Raw genomic sequence first — 18,627 nt, 5'->3', positions numbered from 1 at the left:
GATTTCCGCGTTTAAAATAAACCCAGCGGGATTTTAAATCCTGCCAAACTCCCTTAAACCCTTCTTTTTTCATGGTTTCTTCCTGCGAAGTAACCGTCCCTCCCTTGCGGAGTGGTGCAAAGATAGGGAGTTTGTTAACAAACTTCCAAGCCTTTTGTTCTTATTTATTTCATTTTTCCCTTAACTGCCTGTAACGGTGCAAGATTCTTTTTGTAAAACAGGTGGTCGGGAGGCTGGGATGGCTGGTTCCGGGGCAGAATAGGCAGGGAACCGGGATCTAACCTGGACATTGCCGGGGACCGCGGCGTGCTGCGTACATACCGGGAACCGGGCTTCGGTACAGGCTTCGCACCGGATCTATTACCAATTCCGTTCAACTTTTGTTAGTAATTGATAGGGGTATTACAGGGGTATAACAGGGGGTTAACAGGGGGTTAATAGGGGTTATACCCCTATTAACCCCCTGTTAAAACGGTGCCATAATGGTGTTAATTATAAACCCGTATACAATTTGAACCTAAGCGACGTAACAACAGGCCTCCCCTTTTGTCAAAACTGCCGATGAAACAAGCAAAATATCAATATGAAAAGCCAAATAATAACAGCATTGGTTCACTTATCAAGATAAAAAACCTATTTATCTATTTTTTTATGTAGATTTATCTTCTTAAAATAACCACCAGAGCGATGAGCAGAACTACCCTGAAAGATATAGCGTTGGCACTCAATATTTCTGTTTCGACGGTTTCCAAAGCATTATCAGACAGCTACGAAATAAGTGAAGCAACTAAAAAGATGGTTCAGGAATATGCCAAAAAGCATAATTTCCATCCCAATAAATTGGCACGGAGCTTAAAAATAGGAAAATCCAATACAATAGGGGTTATTGTATCCAACATTAGCAATACATTCGTTTCACAAATCCTCGATGGAATTCAGATCGCCTCTCAGCAGACCGTCTATGACGTTATTTTCATGCAAAGCCGGGAAGACGAACGGATTGAAAAAAATTGTATTGATGTTTTACGCATGCGCGGCATTGACGGCCTAATGATATCTCCAGTCTCTTCTGATTCAAATATTGAAGAATTAAAAGCACTGATAAAGTCGCAGATACCTGTGGTTATTTTTGATCGCATCAATCATCAGCTTGATACATTCAAGGTCGGGGTCAATAATTTCCAAGGTGCATATAATGCCACAAAACATCTCATCGAACAGGGCAAAAAGAATATTCTGCATATCACGGGAAAGAACTTAGGGGTGGCAGCCGAACGATTAAATGGCTTTAAATCTGCTTTATCAGATGCGGGTATTCCTTTTGATAATCGGCATTACATCGAATGTAGCTTTAATAATACCGCGGATATCGACCAAACAATAAGAGAGATTTTGCTCAAAGAATATCTTGAGCATAAAAATATAGATGCTATTTTCGGTGCCACAGATGTTATTACAACCCGAACATTGGGTATTTTGGCTGAACTTCAGATTCAAGTCCCTTCAGAGGTCGCCGTTATTGGTTTTTCAAACACACAAATAGCAGCTTCGTTAAATCCAGCCCTATCCACCGTTGTACAACCAGCAACAGAAATTGGGGAACTGGCAACAAATAAATTAATCGCTACTATTAACCAAACAAGACCTATACATGAATTTGAAACGATTGAGCTTCCAACACAGCTTATCATTCGCAAATCATCTTTATAATTCTTTCGATTATAGTCTCGTAGAACAAAAACAGTCGGAAATAAGATGTTAGCTTTCTTATTTCCCGACTGTCTTTATGCTAGACCTACATTACAAGTCATAATATCCAATCTTCGCCTGAATTATTAGCATTATTCACCAACAATACCATACTCCAGGCCCCGTAATTCTGCAAGCCCTCTCAATCTTCCAATAGCAGAATACCCTGGATTTGTTACTTTATTCAGATCATCCAGCATCTGATGACCATGATCTGGTCTGAATGGAATAGCTGTAGATCTCAATTGATTTTCAGCAATCAGGATTTTCATGATTTTATACATATTGACATCACCATCCAAATGGTCTGCCTCATAAAAACTTCCTATCGCATCTTTCTTCACATTTCGTAAGTGAACGAAGTTTACACGCCCTTTAATGTTTTCTAAGATAGCAGGCAGATCGTTTGTCTGACTAGCCCCCAAAGACCCCGTACAAAAACAAACGCCATTGAATCGTTGTGGAACTGCATTCAGAAAATAGTCAAAATCCTCACCATTGCTGGCAATGCGGGGTAAACCTAAGATAGGGTACGGGGGATCATCTGGGTGAATGGTCATACATATACCATACTCCTCACAGGTTGCCGAAATTCCCTGAAGAAAATAAACCAAATTCTCGCGTAAACCGTCTTTTCCAATATGCTTATAGGTATCAATACTCGCTTTTAAGGCCTCCAATTCCACATTCTTCTCCCCGGGGATTCCCATTAAGACAACATTTGCCAATTCTTCTCTTTGCTGTTCGGTAATTTCATCAAATCGCAAAGTTGCACGTTTTACAACATCCACTGGATATGCTGCCCTGGCTCCGTCACGTTTTAATATAAAGATATCAAAGAGGGCCAGATCAATCCAGTCAAAATACAGTGCTTTTGAACCATCCGACATCGTTAAGTCCAATTGTGTACGTGTCCAGTCTAGCACCGGCATAAAATTATAACAGATTGTTTTAATACCACATTGGGCGAGATTGGTTAATGTCTCTTGATATTTTTGGAGGTATTCATCTACTTTAGCACCTTTTGTCTTAATCTCCTCGTGTACAGTCACACTTTCCACCACTGACCAGGTTAGACCAGCCTCTTCTATAATGCGTTTTCTTTCTTGAATATCGGCCAGTGGCCATACCTCACCATGAGGAATATGATGTAATGCTGTAACAATACCGGTAGCTCCCGCCTGTTTGATATCCTGCAAAGATACTGGGTCATTGGGTCCATACCAACGCCAGGTTTGTTCTAATTTTTTCATCTTAAAGTTTAATTTAAACGCCGCACCATGCATTAAAACCACCGTCCACAAAGACAGTCTCTCCCGTCACAAATGCCGATGCATCGCTCAGCAGATAGATTAAAGTTCCTTTTAACTCACGCGGGTCGCCTAAACGGTTATAGGGGGTTCCATGAAGAATACGTTTGGTTCGGTCGCTATAAGTACCATCTGGATTAACCAATAGGTTTTTGTTCTGTTTGGTTAAGAATACGCCAGGAGCGATTGCATTGACCCGGACTTGATCGCCATAACGCTGAGCGAGTTCGGTAGCCATCCATTTTGTATAGCCATCGATCCCATGTTTTGCCACAGTATAGCCCAAAACACGTGTAAAAGGACGACTGGCTGTGAGGGAAGAAATATTAATGATAACCCCCTTTCCGCTTTCAGCAATCACGCGACCGATAATATGCGTAGGAATCATTGTACCATACAGATTAAGCTCAATTGCTTTAATGGTATCCTGAATATTGCTCGCAAATAAATCTTGATCAGCACCAATCGTTGCTCCAGGAATGTTGCCTCCAACGGCGTTTACTAAAGCGTCTATCCTACCCCATTTTTGCAAAACTTCATCTTTCGCCCGAGTGACATCCTGTTCGTCCATGATGTCAACTTCAACAAATATCGCTTCGCCGCCAACAGACTCGACCTGCTGAACACGTTCGGCCCCGATTTGTCCATTACGCCCGAGGATCGCGACTTTGGCTTCGGCCTCGGCCAAAGCCTCAACAAAGGCCTCGCCCAAAATCCCGGTACCACCCGTAATGACAACTACTTTATCTTTTAATGAAAATGGATTATTATGCATGTGTTTTTTATTTCAAATTGGTATTTACCCCAATTTTATTGATAATAACCTTAAATACAAAAAAAAGTAATTGATTTAATTACGATAACGTTTTAGTTACGTTGTGTTATTTATTTTCCCCTTCTGTCGTTTCATCATCAAACAGAATCCGTATAGAAGGTGTATAGGTATCATTGTGCTGACCGCTTTTATTTGCCCAGAAAAAAGCACATAGAAAAATCAACGCCAACAAAACGCTACAACCGATCAAAATATACATTATTTCCATAACAATTAGAGTTTACGGCGTTTGGCATACCATCTCGTCATGAGACTTGTAAAGGAGATGATCGTTACCGTACTGATTGGCATTAGAATCGCTGCAAATAATGGCGACATAATACCCTGCACGGCAAAGCTCAATCCAATTACATTATATAAAAGAGATATTCCAAAGCTCATATGTATTACTTTTACCGCATCTTTACTAAAAGCAAAGAAATCCGGCATTTTTGAAAACGACTCCCCATCCAGTATCGCATCGCAACCGGGGGAGAAGTTATTGATATCATCACTCACGGCGATGCCCAAATCTGCTTTACGCAATGCTCCGGCATCATTAAGGCCGTCACCGATCATGCAAACATGCTTTCCTGCTGTTTGAAAGCTTTGGATCGTTTCCAGTTTTTCGATGGGTGATTGATTGAAAAGCAAATTTGCATTTGATGGAAAAATTAGCTGTAGCGCATCCAGACGTCTATCGTTATCCCCTGAGATTAAATGAAGGTCGTATTCGACTTTAAAATCTTCAATCAAAGCCGAAAGGCCATCCCGCCAGGATTGCTCCATGGTAAAATACCCTTTTAACTCCTCACCTATGCGAATAAAAACCACAGATCCATCCGTTTTTATGTTGCCAATATTCAAAAAGTTAGCACTACCGATTTTAATTTCCTTGCCAATTACATTAGCCTGCATCCCCTTACCCGGAAATTCCTTAAAATCCTGTATCGAAATAGCAGCAGAGACATTCAGCCACTTGACAATCTCGCGGCTCAACGGATGGCTAGAGTTTCTACATACCGCATTCAGTAGCTTTTTGTCAACTGCTGAAAGGCTACCTTCAAAATAAATTGAGGTTGCTTTAGGCGACGATATTGTGCCAGTTTTATCGAATACCAGCGTATCAATCGTCGCCATCTGCTCAATCGCAGCTGTATTTTTCACATAAAACTTGTTTCGATCAAAAATACTTAATGCTGCAGAAAGGGTAAATGGAGAGCTCAACGCTAACGCACATGGGCATGCAATAATCAATACCGCCGTAAAAGCTCCCCAAGCCCTGCTTGCACTCCCATCAACGGCCCAAAATAAGGCAGCCAATAGTGCAATAGCCAATAAAACAACAGTAAAATATTTACTTATAAAGTTGACAAAAGTCTGAAAATGCTTGTCATAATCTTTATAATTCTCATTATTCCATAATTTGGTCAAATAGGACTGGGAAATCGGTTTGACCACTTCAAGTTCTATCGCTTCCCCCGTCTGGCGTCCGCCGGCATAGATAATTTCGCCCAAGGTCTTACTGACCGGACTTGATTCTCCCGTTACAAAGCTAAAATCTATCGCAGCATCACCTTTTAAAAGCATAGCATCGGCAGGTATAATTTCATTGTTCCGAACCAAGATACGGTCACCGATATGCACGTCGGCCAATTGTACAGGTTTATCCCCTGATTCGGTCAGTACTGTTACAGCCACGGGAAAATAACTCCGGTAATCCCGTTCAAAAGAGATATGATAATAGGTACGTTGTTGTACCCATTTTCCGATCAATATAAAGAACACAAGACTACAGAGTGTATCCGTAAAACCAGCTCCTGTCTGTGTGAGCACCTCAAACGCCGAACGTAAAAATAACACAAGGATTCCCAGGGCCAATGGCACATCCAGATTCAAACGCTTTTGTTTCAGACTCCAATAGGCCGATTTGAAATAATCCGATGCACAATACAATAAAACGGGCAGACCGAAGGCAAGGTTTATATACCCAAAAAAATTGGCATATTCCTTTTCAAAACTCCCCATTCCAAAATAATCTGGAAAACTGAATAGCATAGCATTTCCAAAACAGAAACCGGCAACAGCAATTTTTGCGACCAATGGATTCAGATTATTTCGATTCCCTTCCTTCACAACATCTTGCAAGGTGATTTTAGGATCATAGCCGATATTGACCAAAAGATAAACCAAATCTTTCAATGGCAGCTCATTGTGATTGAATGTAATGCTCGCCTGTTTCTTCATAAAGTCCACGCGGGACTGTAGTACATGGGGATTGAGTTTATATAAATTTTCCAGCAACCAGATGCAGGAGCTACAGTGAATAGCCGGAATATAAAAGGTGATGATAGTCATCTTATCATCTTTATAATCCACTAATTTATCAGCGATTTGTGGTTCATCCAGATAAGAAAAATCTTCTTGCTTGGATTTATTCGATTTACCGGGATGCTGATTATACCGGTAGTATTGCTGCATACCACTATCGTTCAGTACTTGGTAAACGGTCTGGCATCCCAGACAGCAAAAATCGTGATGATCGAGCTGGTAGCCCGTTTCCTCAATTTTATCGCCGCAATGGAAACATTTTTCTGCAAGTTGTATTTCATCCCTTAGCTCTGCCATACCTTCGTTCTAAATTGCCTGACTAAATAATTGATTTTGCGTCCTTGAACGCAATAATCGCTGATCAAAGGCCATACAGATATTTCTCAAAAAAGAGCGCCCAACGGCAGTACATTGAATAAGGTCGCCCGTTATGGAGACTAAACCATCTGCAACGAGTTCGGACAATTCTTCAATAATCTGTTCATTCAACAACGACCCCGTCTGCAACTGCACCTTACCTTTACACATCATATCCAGGATATAACGTCTTACGAGAAGATCCTCCTCATTGAGTATATGTCCTTTTACAACTGGCAGTACCCCTGCATCAATAAGTTTATGGTATTCTTCGACGGTCTTCACATTTTGGGCAAAAGCCCCCCAGGCATCACTGATCGAAGAGACGCCAATACCGATTAACAGGGGGTTAAACCGATCAGCATACCCCATAAAATTGCGATGTAATCGCTCTTGTTGAAAAGCCACAAATAACTCATCCTCTCTTTTCGCAAAATGATCCATACCGACATCTTCATAGCCATGGGCTAAAATCATTTTTTTCCCAAGATTATACAGGGCAAGTTTGGCCGCACCATTCGGTAGATCTGCTTCGGTATAATGTCGTTGACCAGGTTTTATCCATGGCACGTGGGCATAGCTATAAAAAGAGATCCGGTCTGGAGCGAGCAGCATCGACTTTTGAATGGTATCGGCAACGGTCGCAAGCGTCTGCTTAGGCAATCCGTAAATCAGGTCAAAATTAATGGACTCAAATCCGATTTTCCGCGCATTCAGCATAACCTCTTCCACTTCCGCCGATGTTTGATGCCGGTTGATCACAAACTGTACAAGTGGATCAAAATCCTGTATTCCCAGGCTCAGGCGCCGAAATCCCAAATCAAATAAGGTTTGTAAATGCGCGATCGTTGTGTTGGCGGGGTGAGCTTCAAAAGAGAACGAACGATCAGGGGCCAGGTCTGCATGTTTAAGGATCCCCTCAATGAGTACCTTCAAATTATCTGGATGGAAAAAGGTAGGCGTGCCACCACCCAAATGTATTTCTGCCAATAACGGTCTTTCTCCTTTAAATAAAGCGACATACATTTCCCATTCCTTCAAAAGGGACACAATATAGGGTTCTTCAACACGATGGTTCTTTGTAATGCGCGTATTGCAGCCACAATACGTACAGAGGCTTTCACAAAAAGGAAGATGGATATACAGGCTAATTCCTTTCTCTTTCGATTGCCCAAAGGTACGAAAGACTTGATCGGTCCAAGCTACCCTGGAAAATGCGTCATTATCCCAAAAGGGAACGGTTGGGTAACTTGTATAGCGCGGTGCGGCAACATTATATTTTTGTACCAATTCTTCCATTTTAACCTGCGATGTAACCATTTTTATTTTATTTTTTTAGCGCAGTCGCTTATACAACAACAGGCTTTACCAACACATTTTTCTATTCCCCATAAGTTGAGATTCCGTACGGTCTGCTCGGCCAGTCCTTTGGGACTCTGGTCTTCGAACGGTGCATTGGCAATCTGAATATTTAAATCTCCGGCTTTCACCAAATCGATATGAGCAGTATCTTTACTCCGGGTCATAATTTTATTGATTCCCAACCCTTTTAAATTAAGTAGCATATTCTCGTCCAAAATATCGCTTACGGAAATAACTACCGCATCTTTTCCACGCGCGTAATTCTGTGTCTCCGCATTTAATCCATTTGAAATCAAAGTCAAATCATGTTGTTTGGCATTTGCCAATGCCCAAAACTCCTTTTCAAATGACCTTACATTATATACTACTACTTTCATTCTGATTCTACAATCAACCATTAAGGTTTATCCTAAGAACAAAAGTAAATCATGCGTATGGGCAAAAAGATGATGTAGCACCACACCTTAAAATGATATTTATCACAATTCACAAAAACTTGCATGATTTCGCAAATACCAACAGCTGTAAAAATCAACCGAACGTTCTTTTTTGGCCAATAACCGTGTGCAACGCGTTCATTGGAACCGATGAGACCAAACAATTTCTTTAAACTGTGTATTGCTAACACATCGGCACTTTAATAGTGGGATTCAAATAAATATACACGTTCATAAAAAAAGGCATGTTCAGTTCTACTGCACATGCCTTTTTTTAGCTATCGTTTTTAAATACTCACTTCTGATCGCTACTGCTTCACGTCACGGAGATTCTTGATCGAATTGATGTATATTTTACCTTTTTCTTTTGAAATCAGTTTTTCTTCTTTAAAGTCGGAGAGCATACGGGAAACAGTTTCATTGGCTGTCCCTGCAATTGAAGCTAGGCCATCCCGTGTCACATCAATTGTACATGCATTGACCTCGTTTATATTGATTCCACTTTTTTCAGCAACGCTAATCAAAGCATTGGCGACCCGCTTACGGACAGAATGATAGGCAAAGCCAAGCAATTGCTCTTCCTTTTCCCGCAAATCGACAGAAAGAAGTTTAATAAATTTACTGGCTATTGCAGGCTTTTTCCATAACAGCTCCAGAAAACTGTCTTTTGGTATCAAGACAATTTCACTTGGCTCAACTGCTTCGGCGTAGTCTTCATAATTATCATTCAACAAGATCGAGGCATAGCCAAAGTAATTTCCTGCAATAAAAATACCCGTAGACAGCTCGCGTCCATCTTTATACGATTTAAAGCTACGTACCTGACCCGATTTCACGAAATAGACGTATGTTGGCGAATCGTCTTTTTCATAAATAGACTGTTTTTTCTTCACGGTCTTCACCCGTGAATTGGCCAGGAGCTCTTGTAGCAATAAAACCTGCTCTTCGGCACTCAAACTCAAATCATCTTCCCGCGGAACATCTGCTGCCAGCTGCTCATGTCTTTTGAGACGAACATCTATTGCATTCATCAATTCAACATCATCAAAAGGTTTGGTCAGATAATCATCTGCTCCCATCTCCATCGCTTTGCGCATGTCTGCGCGTTCCGCTTTGGCGGTCAGAAAAATGAACGGAATTTTAGCCGTACTTTCAATTTTGCTTAACATAAATAAGACGCCATAACCATCTAATTCAGGCATCATGATATCACAGAGAATCAGATCAGGAATATGTCTTGTCGCCAGGTCGACTCCAACACGTCCATTTTCAGCAGTAATGACATCATACCTCCCTGTCAACTCCAATATTTCGGTAGTCCCCTCTCGGATATCAATATTATCTTCAATAATTAGAATTGTCTTTTTATTTCTCATCTGCAATTATTTATACTGTCCTTTTAAGTTTTAGACCGCGTTATGCTTCGCCTTTATTCATCAACCGTGCTCTCCTTGAAGCGAACCCGGAATGAAGTTCCTTTATGTACTTCCGATTCAAATTCCATCTGACCTTCCATCAGTTCGATGTACCGTTTTACGATATTCAGACCTAAGCCTGTCCCGGGGATATTGCCGGTATTATGTGCTCTAAAAAATGGTTCAAACAAATGTACCTGATCTTCTTCAGGAATACCAATTCCGTTATCCTTTACTGATATCAAGCAGCCTTCTGCGTCAATACATGTGGTAAATTCAATCAATGTATCTTCTCCTGAATATTTGATTGCATTGGAAATTAAGTTGACCAAAGCATTTTTCAACAGATTTGGATCTAAGGTAAAGTGCCCAATTTCTCCCGTATGTTGATATACAATATGCTGATTTTTCTTACAGATCAATTGCATTTCTTCGGTAATCTCTTCCGCCAATTCGACCAGATTGATGTATTGCCTATTCATCACAACGATACCAGCTTCCAGTTTCTCCAGGGATAGGAAATCATTCAGAATGCTCGTCAGCAATTGAACAGCACCTTTGATTTTATTGGTATGTTTAATGATATTAGCTTTATCGTCCGGTCGCTCGGCATACTTTTCAATCAGCGAAGCCGAAAGCTGAACGGAGCTTAGAGGCGTGCGGAACTCATGCGACGCCATAGACACAAAACGCGATTTTAACTGACTGAGCTCAATTTCTTTTTCCAGTGATTTAGAAACCTCTGCCTTCGCCTTTTCAAGTTCGGACACCAAAGAAATCAGATCCCGTGTGCGTTCACTGACTTTATGCTCAAGTTCGGCGGCATGTTGCTTGAGCATATCTTCGGCGGCTTTCTCACGCGATAAATCGTGAATAAAGCCTGTAAAGATATTCTTATCTTTTAGCCATACTTCACTGACTGCCAAACGAAATGGGAATGTTTTTCCATTTTTCTTTAAGCCCATCACTTCGCGGCCGATTCCGATAATCTTCTTGTGGCCTGTGGTTTGGTAATTATGTATATAACCATCGTGATTGCCACGATCAGGTTCAGGCATTAACATGGATATATTGTGTCCGATTACCTCTTCAGCCTGATAACCGAACAATTCCAAGGCAGCAGGGTTAATGCTTTCCACATTTCCCCTGTTGTCTATGGTTATTATTCCATCAATAGCGTGGTCTATTATAGCAGCCAAAAGCCTTCCGCTCTCCATAATCCACTCCGCTATTTAACTAATTTCTTATATTTAATACGATGCGGAGTTACATCACCCACGCGTTTTTTACGGTTCTCTTCATATTCAGTATAGTTACCTTCGAAGAAATAAACCTGTGAATCGCCTTCAAAAGCAAGGATATGGGTACAAATACGATCCAGGAACCATCTATCGTGGGAAATCACAACGGCACAACCGCCGAAGTTCTCCAAGCCTTCTTCCAGTGCCCGCAAGGTATTTACATCAATATCATTGGTCGGCTCATCGAGCAAGAGTACATTTGATCCCTCTTTAAGCGTAATAGCCAGGTGAACACGGTTACGTTCTCCACCCGAAAGCACACCTACTTTCTTTTGTTGATCAGCACCGTTAAAATTAAATTTGGAAACATAAGCTCTGGAGTTTACCGAGCGGTTGCCCAACATCATATTGTCGCTGCCACCCGTAATGTTTTCCCAAACCGATTTCTCCGGATCGAGGTCGTGGTGCATTTGGTCCACATAGCCCAATTTCACTGTTTCTCCGACTTTGAAAGAACCTGTATCCGGAGTTTCCTGTCCTGTGATCAAGCGGAATAAAGTTGTTTTACCCGCACCATTTGGTCCAATGATCCCTACGATACCTGCCGGCGGCAACATGAAGCTTAAGTTCTCAAATAAAATGCGATCGCCATAGGCTTTGGAGATATTCGTTGCCTCAATGACAGAATTACCCAGACGTGGTCCCGGCGGAATAAACAATTCCAATTTTTCTTCGCGCTCTTTCGTTTCCTCAGAAGCTAATTTTTCATAGTTATGCAAACGTGCTTTCGATTTGGCGTGACGCGCTTTCGGTGCCATACGCACCCATTCCAGCTCACGCTCCAGGGTTTTTTGACGTTTGGTTTCCTGCTTTTCTTCCTGAGCGAGACGTTTTGCTTTTTGATCTAACCAAGAAGAATAATTTCCTTTCCAGGGAATACCTTCACCGCGATCCAACTCAAGAATCCATCCGGCTACGTTATCCAAGAAATAACGGTCGTGGGTAACGGCAATAACCGTTCCTTTATATTGTTTTAAGTGTTGTTCTAACCAATCGATCGACTCGGCATCCAAGTGGTTGGTCGGCTCATCTAAGAGCAATACGTCTGGTTCCTGCAATAATAAGCGACATAATGCTACACGTCTGCGCTCACCACCTGACAAATTGACAATCTTCGCATCCGGTTCAGGGCAACGTAAAGCATCCATTGCTCTTTCCAATTTCGAATCAATTTCCCAAGCGTTAGTGGCATCAATGATATCCTGAAGTTCACCTTGTCTTGCCAACAATTTGTCCATCTCATCGGCATTTTCATAAACCTCCGGCAGGCCAAATTTTTCGTTGATTTCTTCGTATTCCTGTAAGATGGCTGTAATTTCGGCAACACCTTCCTGTACCACTTCAAGAACAGTCTTTTCAAGATCCAATTGAGGTTCTTGTGCTAAATAACCCACAGAATAACCAGGAGAGAACACCACCTCGCCTTGATATGACTTATCCAATCCAGCGATAATTTTTAATAGGGAAGATTTACCTGATCCATTCAAACCGATCACACCGATCTTCGCACCATAGAAAAAAGATAAATAGATATTTTTTAAAACTTGTTTTTGAGGCGGATAGATCTTGTTGACACCCGCCATCGAAAAAATGATCTTCTCGTCTGACATAAAATTTAAAAAAATTCGAAAACTCTTGTTATATTAACATACAAATGTAATCTTTTATACTGACATTTTGGACGTATAACGGTCATGGCTTAATTGTTGATGACATTATTTAAAATAATTTTAAGGTTTGAAATGCAGAATTTACTACATTTATATATCCTTAATATAAAACAGAAAGGTATTCAATGGAAGCAAAATTTTCACCGCGCGTAAAGGATGTCATATCGTACAGTAGAGAGGAAGCTTTAAGATTGCGTCACGATTATATAGGAACAGAGCATTTATTGCTTGGATTGATTCGTGAAGGCGATGGAATGGCGATAAAGATCCTTAAAAACATAGGCATTGACACGGCAGCACTACGTCAATCTGTGGAGGACGCAGTGAAGGGGGCATCGGTTTCACGTGCACCTATTGGCAATATGCCATTAACAAAACAGGCTGAAAAAGTTTTGAAGATCACTTATTTGGAAGCTAAAATATTCAAATCGGATATCATCGGAACGGAGCATCTATTATTGGCTATCTTACGGGATGAAGATAATATTGCTTCTCAGATTTTACAACAATACAATGTGACTTACGACATCTTCAAATCTGAAGTTGAGCAAAATAGAACGACGATCAAGGACGAAGCTCCGGGCTCTCCTACCGGCGATGATGATTTTGCTGAGGATGATCAATATATCCAACCTAAAAAAGTTTCGGATATCAAATCCAAAACTCCGGTGTTGGACAACTTTGGCCGTGATTTGACCAAAGCTGCCGAAGAGGGTAAATTGGATCCTATTGTGGGTCGCGAAAAAGAAATTGAGCGTGTATCTCAAATTTTATCCCGACGCAAGAAGAACAATCCGTTGTTAATCGGTGAACCGGGAGTTGGTAAATCAGCTATTGCGGAGGGACTTGCGCTTCGTATTGTCCAACGGAAGGTCTCACGTGTACTATTCAATAAGCGTGTAGTCACATTGGATCTGGCTTCATTGGTTGCCGGAACGAAATATCGCGGTCAATTTGAAGAGCGTATGAAAGCGGTCATGAATGAACTGGAGAAATCGGCGGATGTCATCTTATTTATCGATGAGATTCACACCATCGTTGGTGCAGGTGGCGCTTCAGGGTCATTAGATGCTTCCAATATGTTCAAACCAGCCTTGGCAAGAGGAGAAATCCAATGTATCGGTGCAACCACATTGGACGAATATCGTCAATACATTGAAAAAGACGGTGCTTTGGACCGTCGTTTCCAACGTGTAACAATTGAACCGGCTACACATGACGAGACGGTTGAAATATTAAATCGTATCAAGGAGAAATATGAGGACCACCACAACGTGACTTACACTCCTGAAGCAATCGAAGCCTGTGTGTCATTAACAACACGTTATATTACAGACAGGTTCTTACCCGATAAGGCTATCGATGCTTTAGATGAGGCAGGCTCTCGCGTGCACTTAAACAATATTCATGTACCGCAGTCCATTATTGACATTGAGAATAAAATTGAAGAGGTCAAATTGGAAAAGAACAAAGTCGTTCGTAGTCAAAAATACGAAGAGGCTGCCAAATTGCGTGATACGGAGAAAAAATTGATCGAGGAGCTCGAGAAAGAAAAAATCGCTTGGGAAGAAGAGACGAAGTCTAAACGCTATACTGTTTCAGAAGAAAATGTTGCTGAAGTAGTGGCCATGATGACGGGTATTCCGGTACAACGTGTTAGTCAAACAGACAGTCAAAAACTGTTGAATATGGCTGAGTTGATGAAGGGAAGAATCATTGGTCAAGACGACGCTGTAGGTAAATTGGTGAAAGCGATACAACGTACACGTGCGGGTTTGAAGGATCCTAAAAAACCAATCGGTTCGTTTATCTTCTTAGGTCCTACTGGTGTCGGTAAAACAGAATTGGCTAAGGAATTAGCGCGATTTATGTTTGATACAGAAGATGCGCTGATCCAAATTGACATGAGTGAGTACATGGAAAAATTCGCGGTATCTCGCCTTGTTGGAGCGCCTCCAGGATATGTCGGCTACGAAGAAGGTGGTCAATTGACTGAAAAAGTACGTCGTAAACCGTATGCTGTTGTTTTACTGGATGAGATTGAGAAAGCTCACCCGGATGTATTTAACCTCATGTTACAGGTATTGGACGAAGGTCAATTGACAGATAGTTTGGGTCGTAAAGTAGATTTCAGAAATACCATAATCATTATGACTTCAAATATTGGTGCACGCCAATTGAAGGAATTTGGTCAAGGTGTTGGTTTTACGACTGCGGCAAAATCACAACAATCTGATGCGCATTCACGTGGAGTTATTGAAACCGCTTTGAAAAGAGCCTTTGCTCCAGAATTTTTGAATCGTATTGATGATGTGATTGTGTTCAACTCATTGACAAAAGAAAACATCTTCAAAATCATTGATATTGAGTTGAGGTCCTTGTTCAAACGTATCGCTGATTTGGGTTATACGATCAATTTGACAGATGAGGCAAAAGATTTCATTGCAGATAAAGGTTACGACAGTAATTTTGGTGCACGTCCATTAAAACGAGCAATCCAGAAATATCTCGAAGATCCGATTGCAGAAGAAATCCTCAAAGGAAATGTGCAAACTGGTTCAGTTTTGACTGTGAGCATTAATCCGGAAACCAAAGATATTGAGGTTTCTAGCTCAGATCCAAAGTCTTCAAAAGACACCGCTGAGAAGTAGGTCTAAGCTGTCTTTAAAAATAATTTCGATAAAATGCACCTTTATGGTGCATTTTTTGTTGTAAAGAAAGTTGGCGTTAAACTTTTGCACTATTTTATCGTCCTATAATAAAATTGTCACAAATAACACGAACAATATGAAAAGACTTTTATTAGCAGCATTAATTGGAACCGCAGCCTTGGTTTCATTTTCTTCTTGTAAGAAAGAATACGTTACAAACTATTTACCGGGAGTAACTTTTAATACGAAGGTAGTCTCCTCTTCTTGGGGAGTTGACAAAACCGGATATTCTTTCTCAAATGAATTGGACTTTCCCGAATTAGATGCAAAATATTTCGACTACGGACACGTAGGAGTAGCTGTATCATTTGATAATGATCCAAATTATTTCATTAACATTCCTTCAGCTATCGGCCCTTATAATTATCGCGTGGAGTATAAAATTGGTAAAGTATATCTCTATGCTGATTATGTGGGTAGCGACAATAAACCAGTCCGTCCGGACAATATGTTAGTAAAAGTAACATTAACGGATGCTGATAACGGTGGAAACTAAATAAAAAAAGGTCTTAGAAAATCTCTAAGACCTTTTTTTATTTGATAGCTATCCTTTCAGCAATAACTCCGCATGTTCAAGTGCCGCATCCGTTGGATTGGTACCACTGAGCATCTGAGCAATTTCCTTGACCCTCCCTTCTTGATCTAATCGAACAATGTTAGAGATTGTCCGATTGGCTTTATCTTCCTTATACACTTTATAATGTGCAGCACCTTTAGCTGCGATTTGGGGTAAATGGGAAATAGCAATGACCTGCATGTTCTCTGCAAGGCTTTCCATCACCTCCCCTACACGTAGCGCCACCTCTCCAGAGATTCCGGTATCGATCTCATCAAAAATAATGGTCGGTAATGCAGAGGTTTTAGCAACCAAGGATTTAATGGCCAACATCACCCTGGATAACTCTCCGCCAGAGGCAACCCGATGAATGGATTGCAATGCCTGTCCTTTATTAGCCGAAAATAAAAACTGTATTGAATCTATTCCCGATTCCCGCATATCCCCTTCCTTCAATGGCTCGAGATTAATTTGCAGCAATGCATTGGGCATCCCCACATTTGACAAAGTAGCTTGCACATCCTTTGCGATTAATTCCAGTACTTTCTTTCTGACTACAGAGAGTTCTTTTCCTTTCGTTTGTGCAATGGCTAATTTAGCTACTACTTCTTTTTCCAGTCGCTCCAATTGCTCATCGGAGGAATTTATAGCAAACAGTTTGGATTCCAGATCATCACGTAATTTGATCAGCTCTTCAACCGAGTCCACATGATGTTTTTTTTGCAAGGAATACAACAAGCTCAAGCGTTCATTGATCTCCAATAAAGTACCTTCATCAATTTGAGTATCTTCTTCAAGCGAACTCAGCTCTGCTGCGACGTCCTTCAGCTCAATCCATGTGCTCTTTAATCGTGCAGCTAAATCTGCCGCCTCAGGGAGAAATGCAGCGATGCTTTCCACTTGGCTCATCGTCTCTTTTAAACGGCTTAAAACTGCCGTATCATCGTTTTCCAATAGATGTGATGCCCCAGTTAGTGCACGCTTAATATCTTCTGCATTTTCCAACTGCCGCTGCTGTACTTCGAGTTGTCCCTGCTCATCTGCTACCAATCGGGCGGCGTCAAGCTCATCAAATTGAAACTGAAAATAATCCTGTTCTATTGCAGCTTTTTTTACCAGCTCCTTAAATTCTTCGAGTTCTCTTTTTGCCTTCTTATAAGCAAAGAAGCTCTCTCGATAGTTTTGTTTCAGCACAAAAGCTCCTGCCACACTGTCGACCACAAGGAACTGAAAATCTTCTGTATTAATCTGCAATGTTGCATGTTGCGAATGTACATCAATCAACTGCTCACCTAAAGCTTTGAGGATAGCGAGTGTGACCGGTGAATCATTAATAAATGCCCGGGACTTACCATCGGGAGAGATTTCTCTTCGAATAATGCTGTTGTCCGCGTAATCAAGATCATTTTCCTCAAAAAAACGAAGGAGTTGATAAGACCCAATTTTAAATTCCCCTTCAATCACACATTTCTTGGTTGGGTCGAAAAAATGCTTCCCCTCGGCCCTATTTCCTAAGATCAACGATAATGCGCCCATGATAATAGATTTACCGGCACCGGTTTCACCGGTAATCATATTCAAACCTTTATCAAATTGGATTTCCAATTCGTTGATGAGTGCATAATTTCTAATATGTAAGGTATCTAGCATATTCTTGCAGGTCTATTTTTACAGTTTGGAGGAAAAACCGTTCCTCTATCGGATCCTATATTTATGAACCTTTCTGTAGGTAATTTACCTAAAACTCAGGCAATTTCAATATGTTTTATTTTAAAAAAACATAAATTCTCCTTACCGACTTTCTCAATTTTGACATTTACAAGCACTAAATACTAAAAATAATATCAATTATCCAAACGAAAACGGAAAATAAAGCTATTATTTTTAGCAATAACATTCTTTTTTTGACAAAAGAATGTTCTCCTTCGGCACTATTGACATGAATAAATCCCTATTTTTATGGCATGCAAGATTATAGTGCTACGCTCAAAAAATACATGCCCGAAGAAGCAGCGCCGATTATATCCAACTGGATTAATCATACCCGCTGCTTATTTAAGATCTCTCGTTCAAGGAGTACCAAGCTAGGAGACTACCGCGCGCCGTTTAGAGGAAGTCCGCACCGTATCTCTGTCAACCATGACTTAAATTGCTATTCATTTTTGATTACGACAATCCATGAATTTGCACACTTACAAACGTGGAATAAACACCAGCATCGTGTCAAGCCACATGGTACAGAATGGAAAAATAATTTCAAGGAACTGATGGAGCCCTTCCTTAAATTGAATATTTTCCCAATCGATATCAGCAATGCTATTCATCGTTATATGGAAAATCCTGCGGCTTCGAGCTGCACGGACCTTCATCTGTTTCGAACGTTAAAATCATACGATACCGTCAAAACTAGTACCCTTACGGTAGAATCCCTGGAGGATGGACATTTCTTTAGACTAAAAAATGGTCGTTCATTTCAACGCATTGAAAAGATAAGAAAACGCTATAAATGCATGGAATTGAGCAGCAAACGCATATACCTATTCAATCCAATAGCGGAGGTATTTCTGCTCGAACAATGATTTTTGATAAATACATTCATTATATTTTTATCTTT

The 18,627-nt window shown here is 40.8% G+C and carries 14 protein-coding genes; 4 read left to right on the top strand and 10 right to left on the bottom strand.

Translation table 11 applies throughout. The features are described 5' to 3' along the window. Positions 1-687 precede the first annotated feature (687 nt). The gene (locus AAW12_RS03520; RefSeq protein ID WP_046672228.1) at positions 688-1,710 is read left to right on the top strand and encodes a LacI family DNA-binding transcriptional regulator; all 1,023 of its coding nucleotides are present in this window, start codon (positions 688-690) and stop codon (positions 1,708-1,710) included. Positions 1,711-1,841: 131 nt separating this feature from the next. Here AAW12_RS03520 and uxuA read toward each other — a convergent pair whose 3' ends face one another. The 9 genes from uxuA to ettA form a co-directional block, all read right to left on the bottom strand. Next, positions 1,842-3,002: a mannonate dehydratase gene (gene uxuA / locus AAW12_RS03515; protein ID WP_046672237.1), complete on the bottom strand. Its 1,161-nt coding sequence runs from the start codon at positions 3,000-3,002 to the stop codon at positions 1,842-1,844. Between the two features lie 13 nt (positions 3,003-3,015). Further along, positions 3,016-3,834 carry an SDR family oxidoreductase gene (locus tag AAW12_RS03510; RefSeq protein WP_046672227.1) on the bottom strand — a complete coding sequence of 273 codons (819 nt, stop codon included), beginning with the start codon at positions 3,832-3,834 and terminating at the stop codon, positions 3,016-3,018. A 106-nt stretch (positions 3,835-3,940) separates the two neighbouring features. Beyond that, positions 3,941-4,102 (bottom strand): cbb3-type cytochrome oxidase assembly protein CcoS, encoded by a 162-nt coding sequence (gene ccoS / locus AAW12_RS03505; RefSeq protein WP_046672226.1) that lies wholly within the window; start codon positions 4,100-4,102, stop codon positions 3,941-3,943. Positions 4,103-4,107: 5 nt separating this feature from the next. After that, a complete protein-coding gene (locus AAW12_RS03500) occupies positions 4,108-6,501 on the bottom strand; it encodes a heavy metal translocating P-type ATPase (protein WP_046672225.1) in 2,394 nt (797 codons plus the stop codon). 9 nt (positions 6,502-6,510) lie between these two features. Further along, the gene (gene hemN, locus AAW12_RS03495) at positions 6,511-7,881 is read right to left on the bottom strand and encodes an oxygen-independent coproporphyrinogen III oxidase (RefSeq protein WP_197083966.1); all 1,371 of its coding nucleotides are present in this window, start codon (positions 7,879-7,881) and stop codon (positions 6,511-6,513) included. A 2-nt stretch (positions 7,882-7,883) separates the two neighbouring features. Beyond that, the gene (locus AAW12_RS03490; protein WP_046672235.1) at positions 7,884-8,300 is read right to left on the bottom strand and encodes a lactate dehydrogenase; all 417 of its coding nucleotides are present in this window, start codon (positions 8,298-8,300) and stop codon (positions 7,884-7,886) included. 368 nt (positions 8,301-8,668) lie between these two features. Next, positions 8,669-9,736, bottom strand: coding sequence for a response regulator (locus AAW12_RS03485; RefSeq protein WP_046672224.1), 1,068 nt, complete (start codon positions 9,734-9,736; stop codon positions 8,669-8,671). 53 nt (positions 9,737-9,789) lie between these two features. Beyond that, the gene (locus tag AAW12_RS03480) at positions 9,790-10,992 is read right to left on the bottom strand and encodes a PAS domain-containing sensor histidine kinase (protein ID WP_046672223.1); all 1,203 of its coding nucleotides are present in this window, start codon (positions 10,990-10,992) and stop codon (positions 9,790-9,792) included. Between the two features lie 11 nt (positions 10,993-11,003). Next, positions 11,004-12,686: an energy-dependent translational throttle protein EttA gene (gene ettA / locus AAW12_RS03475; protein WP_046672222.1), complete on the bottom strand. Its 1,683-nt coding sequence runs from the start codon at positions 12,684-12,686 to the stop codon at positions 11,004-11,006. 185 nt (positions 12,687-12,871) lie between these two features. Between ettA and AAW12_RS03470 the strand changes: the two genes are divergently transcribed. Continuing rightward, positions 12,872-15,397, top strand: a complete 2,526-nt coding sequence (locus tag AAW12_RS03470) for an ATP-dependent Clp protease ATP-binding subunit (protein ID WP_046672221.1) — start codon at positions 12,872-12,874, stop codon at positions 15,395-15,397. Positions 15,398-15,533: 136 nt separating this feature from the next. Further along, positions 15,534-15,953 carry a hypothetical protein gene (locus AAW12_RS03465; RefSeq protein ID WP_046672220.1) on the top strand — a complete coding sequence of 140 codons (420 nt, stop codon included), beginning with the start codon at positions 15,534-15,536 and terminating at the stop codon, positions 15,951-15,953. Between the two features lie 48 nt (positions 15,954-16,001). On the opposite strand, the gene recN is transcribed toward AAW12_RS03465, so the two are convergent. Next, the gene (gene recN, locus AAW12_RS03460; protein WP_046672219.1) at positions 16,002-17,663 is read right to left on the bottom strand and encodes a DNA repair protein RecN; all 1,662 of its coding nucleotides are present in this window, start codon (positions 17,661-17,663) and stop codon (positions 16,002-16,004) included. A 314-nt stretch (positions 17,664-17,977) separates the two neighbouring features. Here recN and AAW12_RS03455 point away from each other — a divergent pair, with 314 nt between their 5' ends. After that, positions 17,978-18,592 (top strand): hypothetical protein, encoded by a 615-nt coding sequence (locus tag AAW12_RS03455; RefSeq protein WP_046672218.1) that lies wholly within the window; start codon positions 17,978-17,980, stop codon positions 18,590-18,592. The last annotated feature ends 35 nt before the right edge of the window (positions 18,593-18,627 follow it).

The organism is Sphingobacterium sp. Ag1 (genome assembly GCF_000988325.1).
Taxonomy (GTDB): Bacteria; Bacteroidota; Bacteroidia; order Sphingobacteriales; family Sphingobacteriaceae; genus Sphingobacterium.
This window is presented reverse-complemented; position numbering and strand designations above follow the sequence as displayed.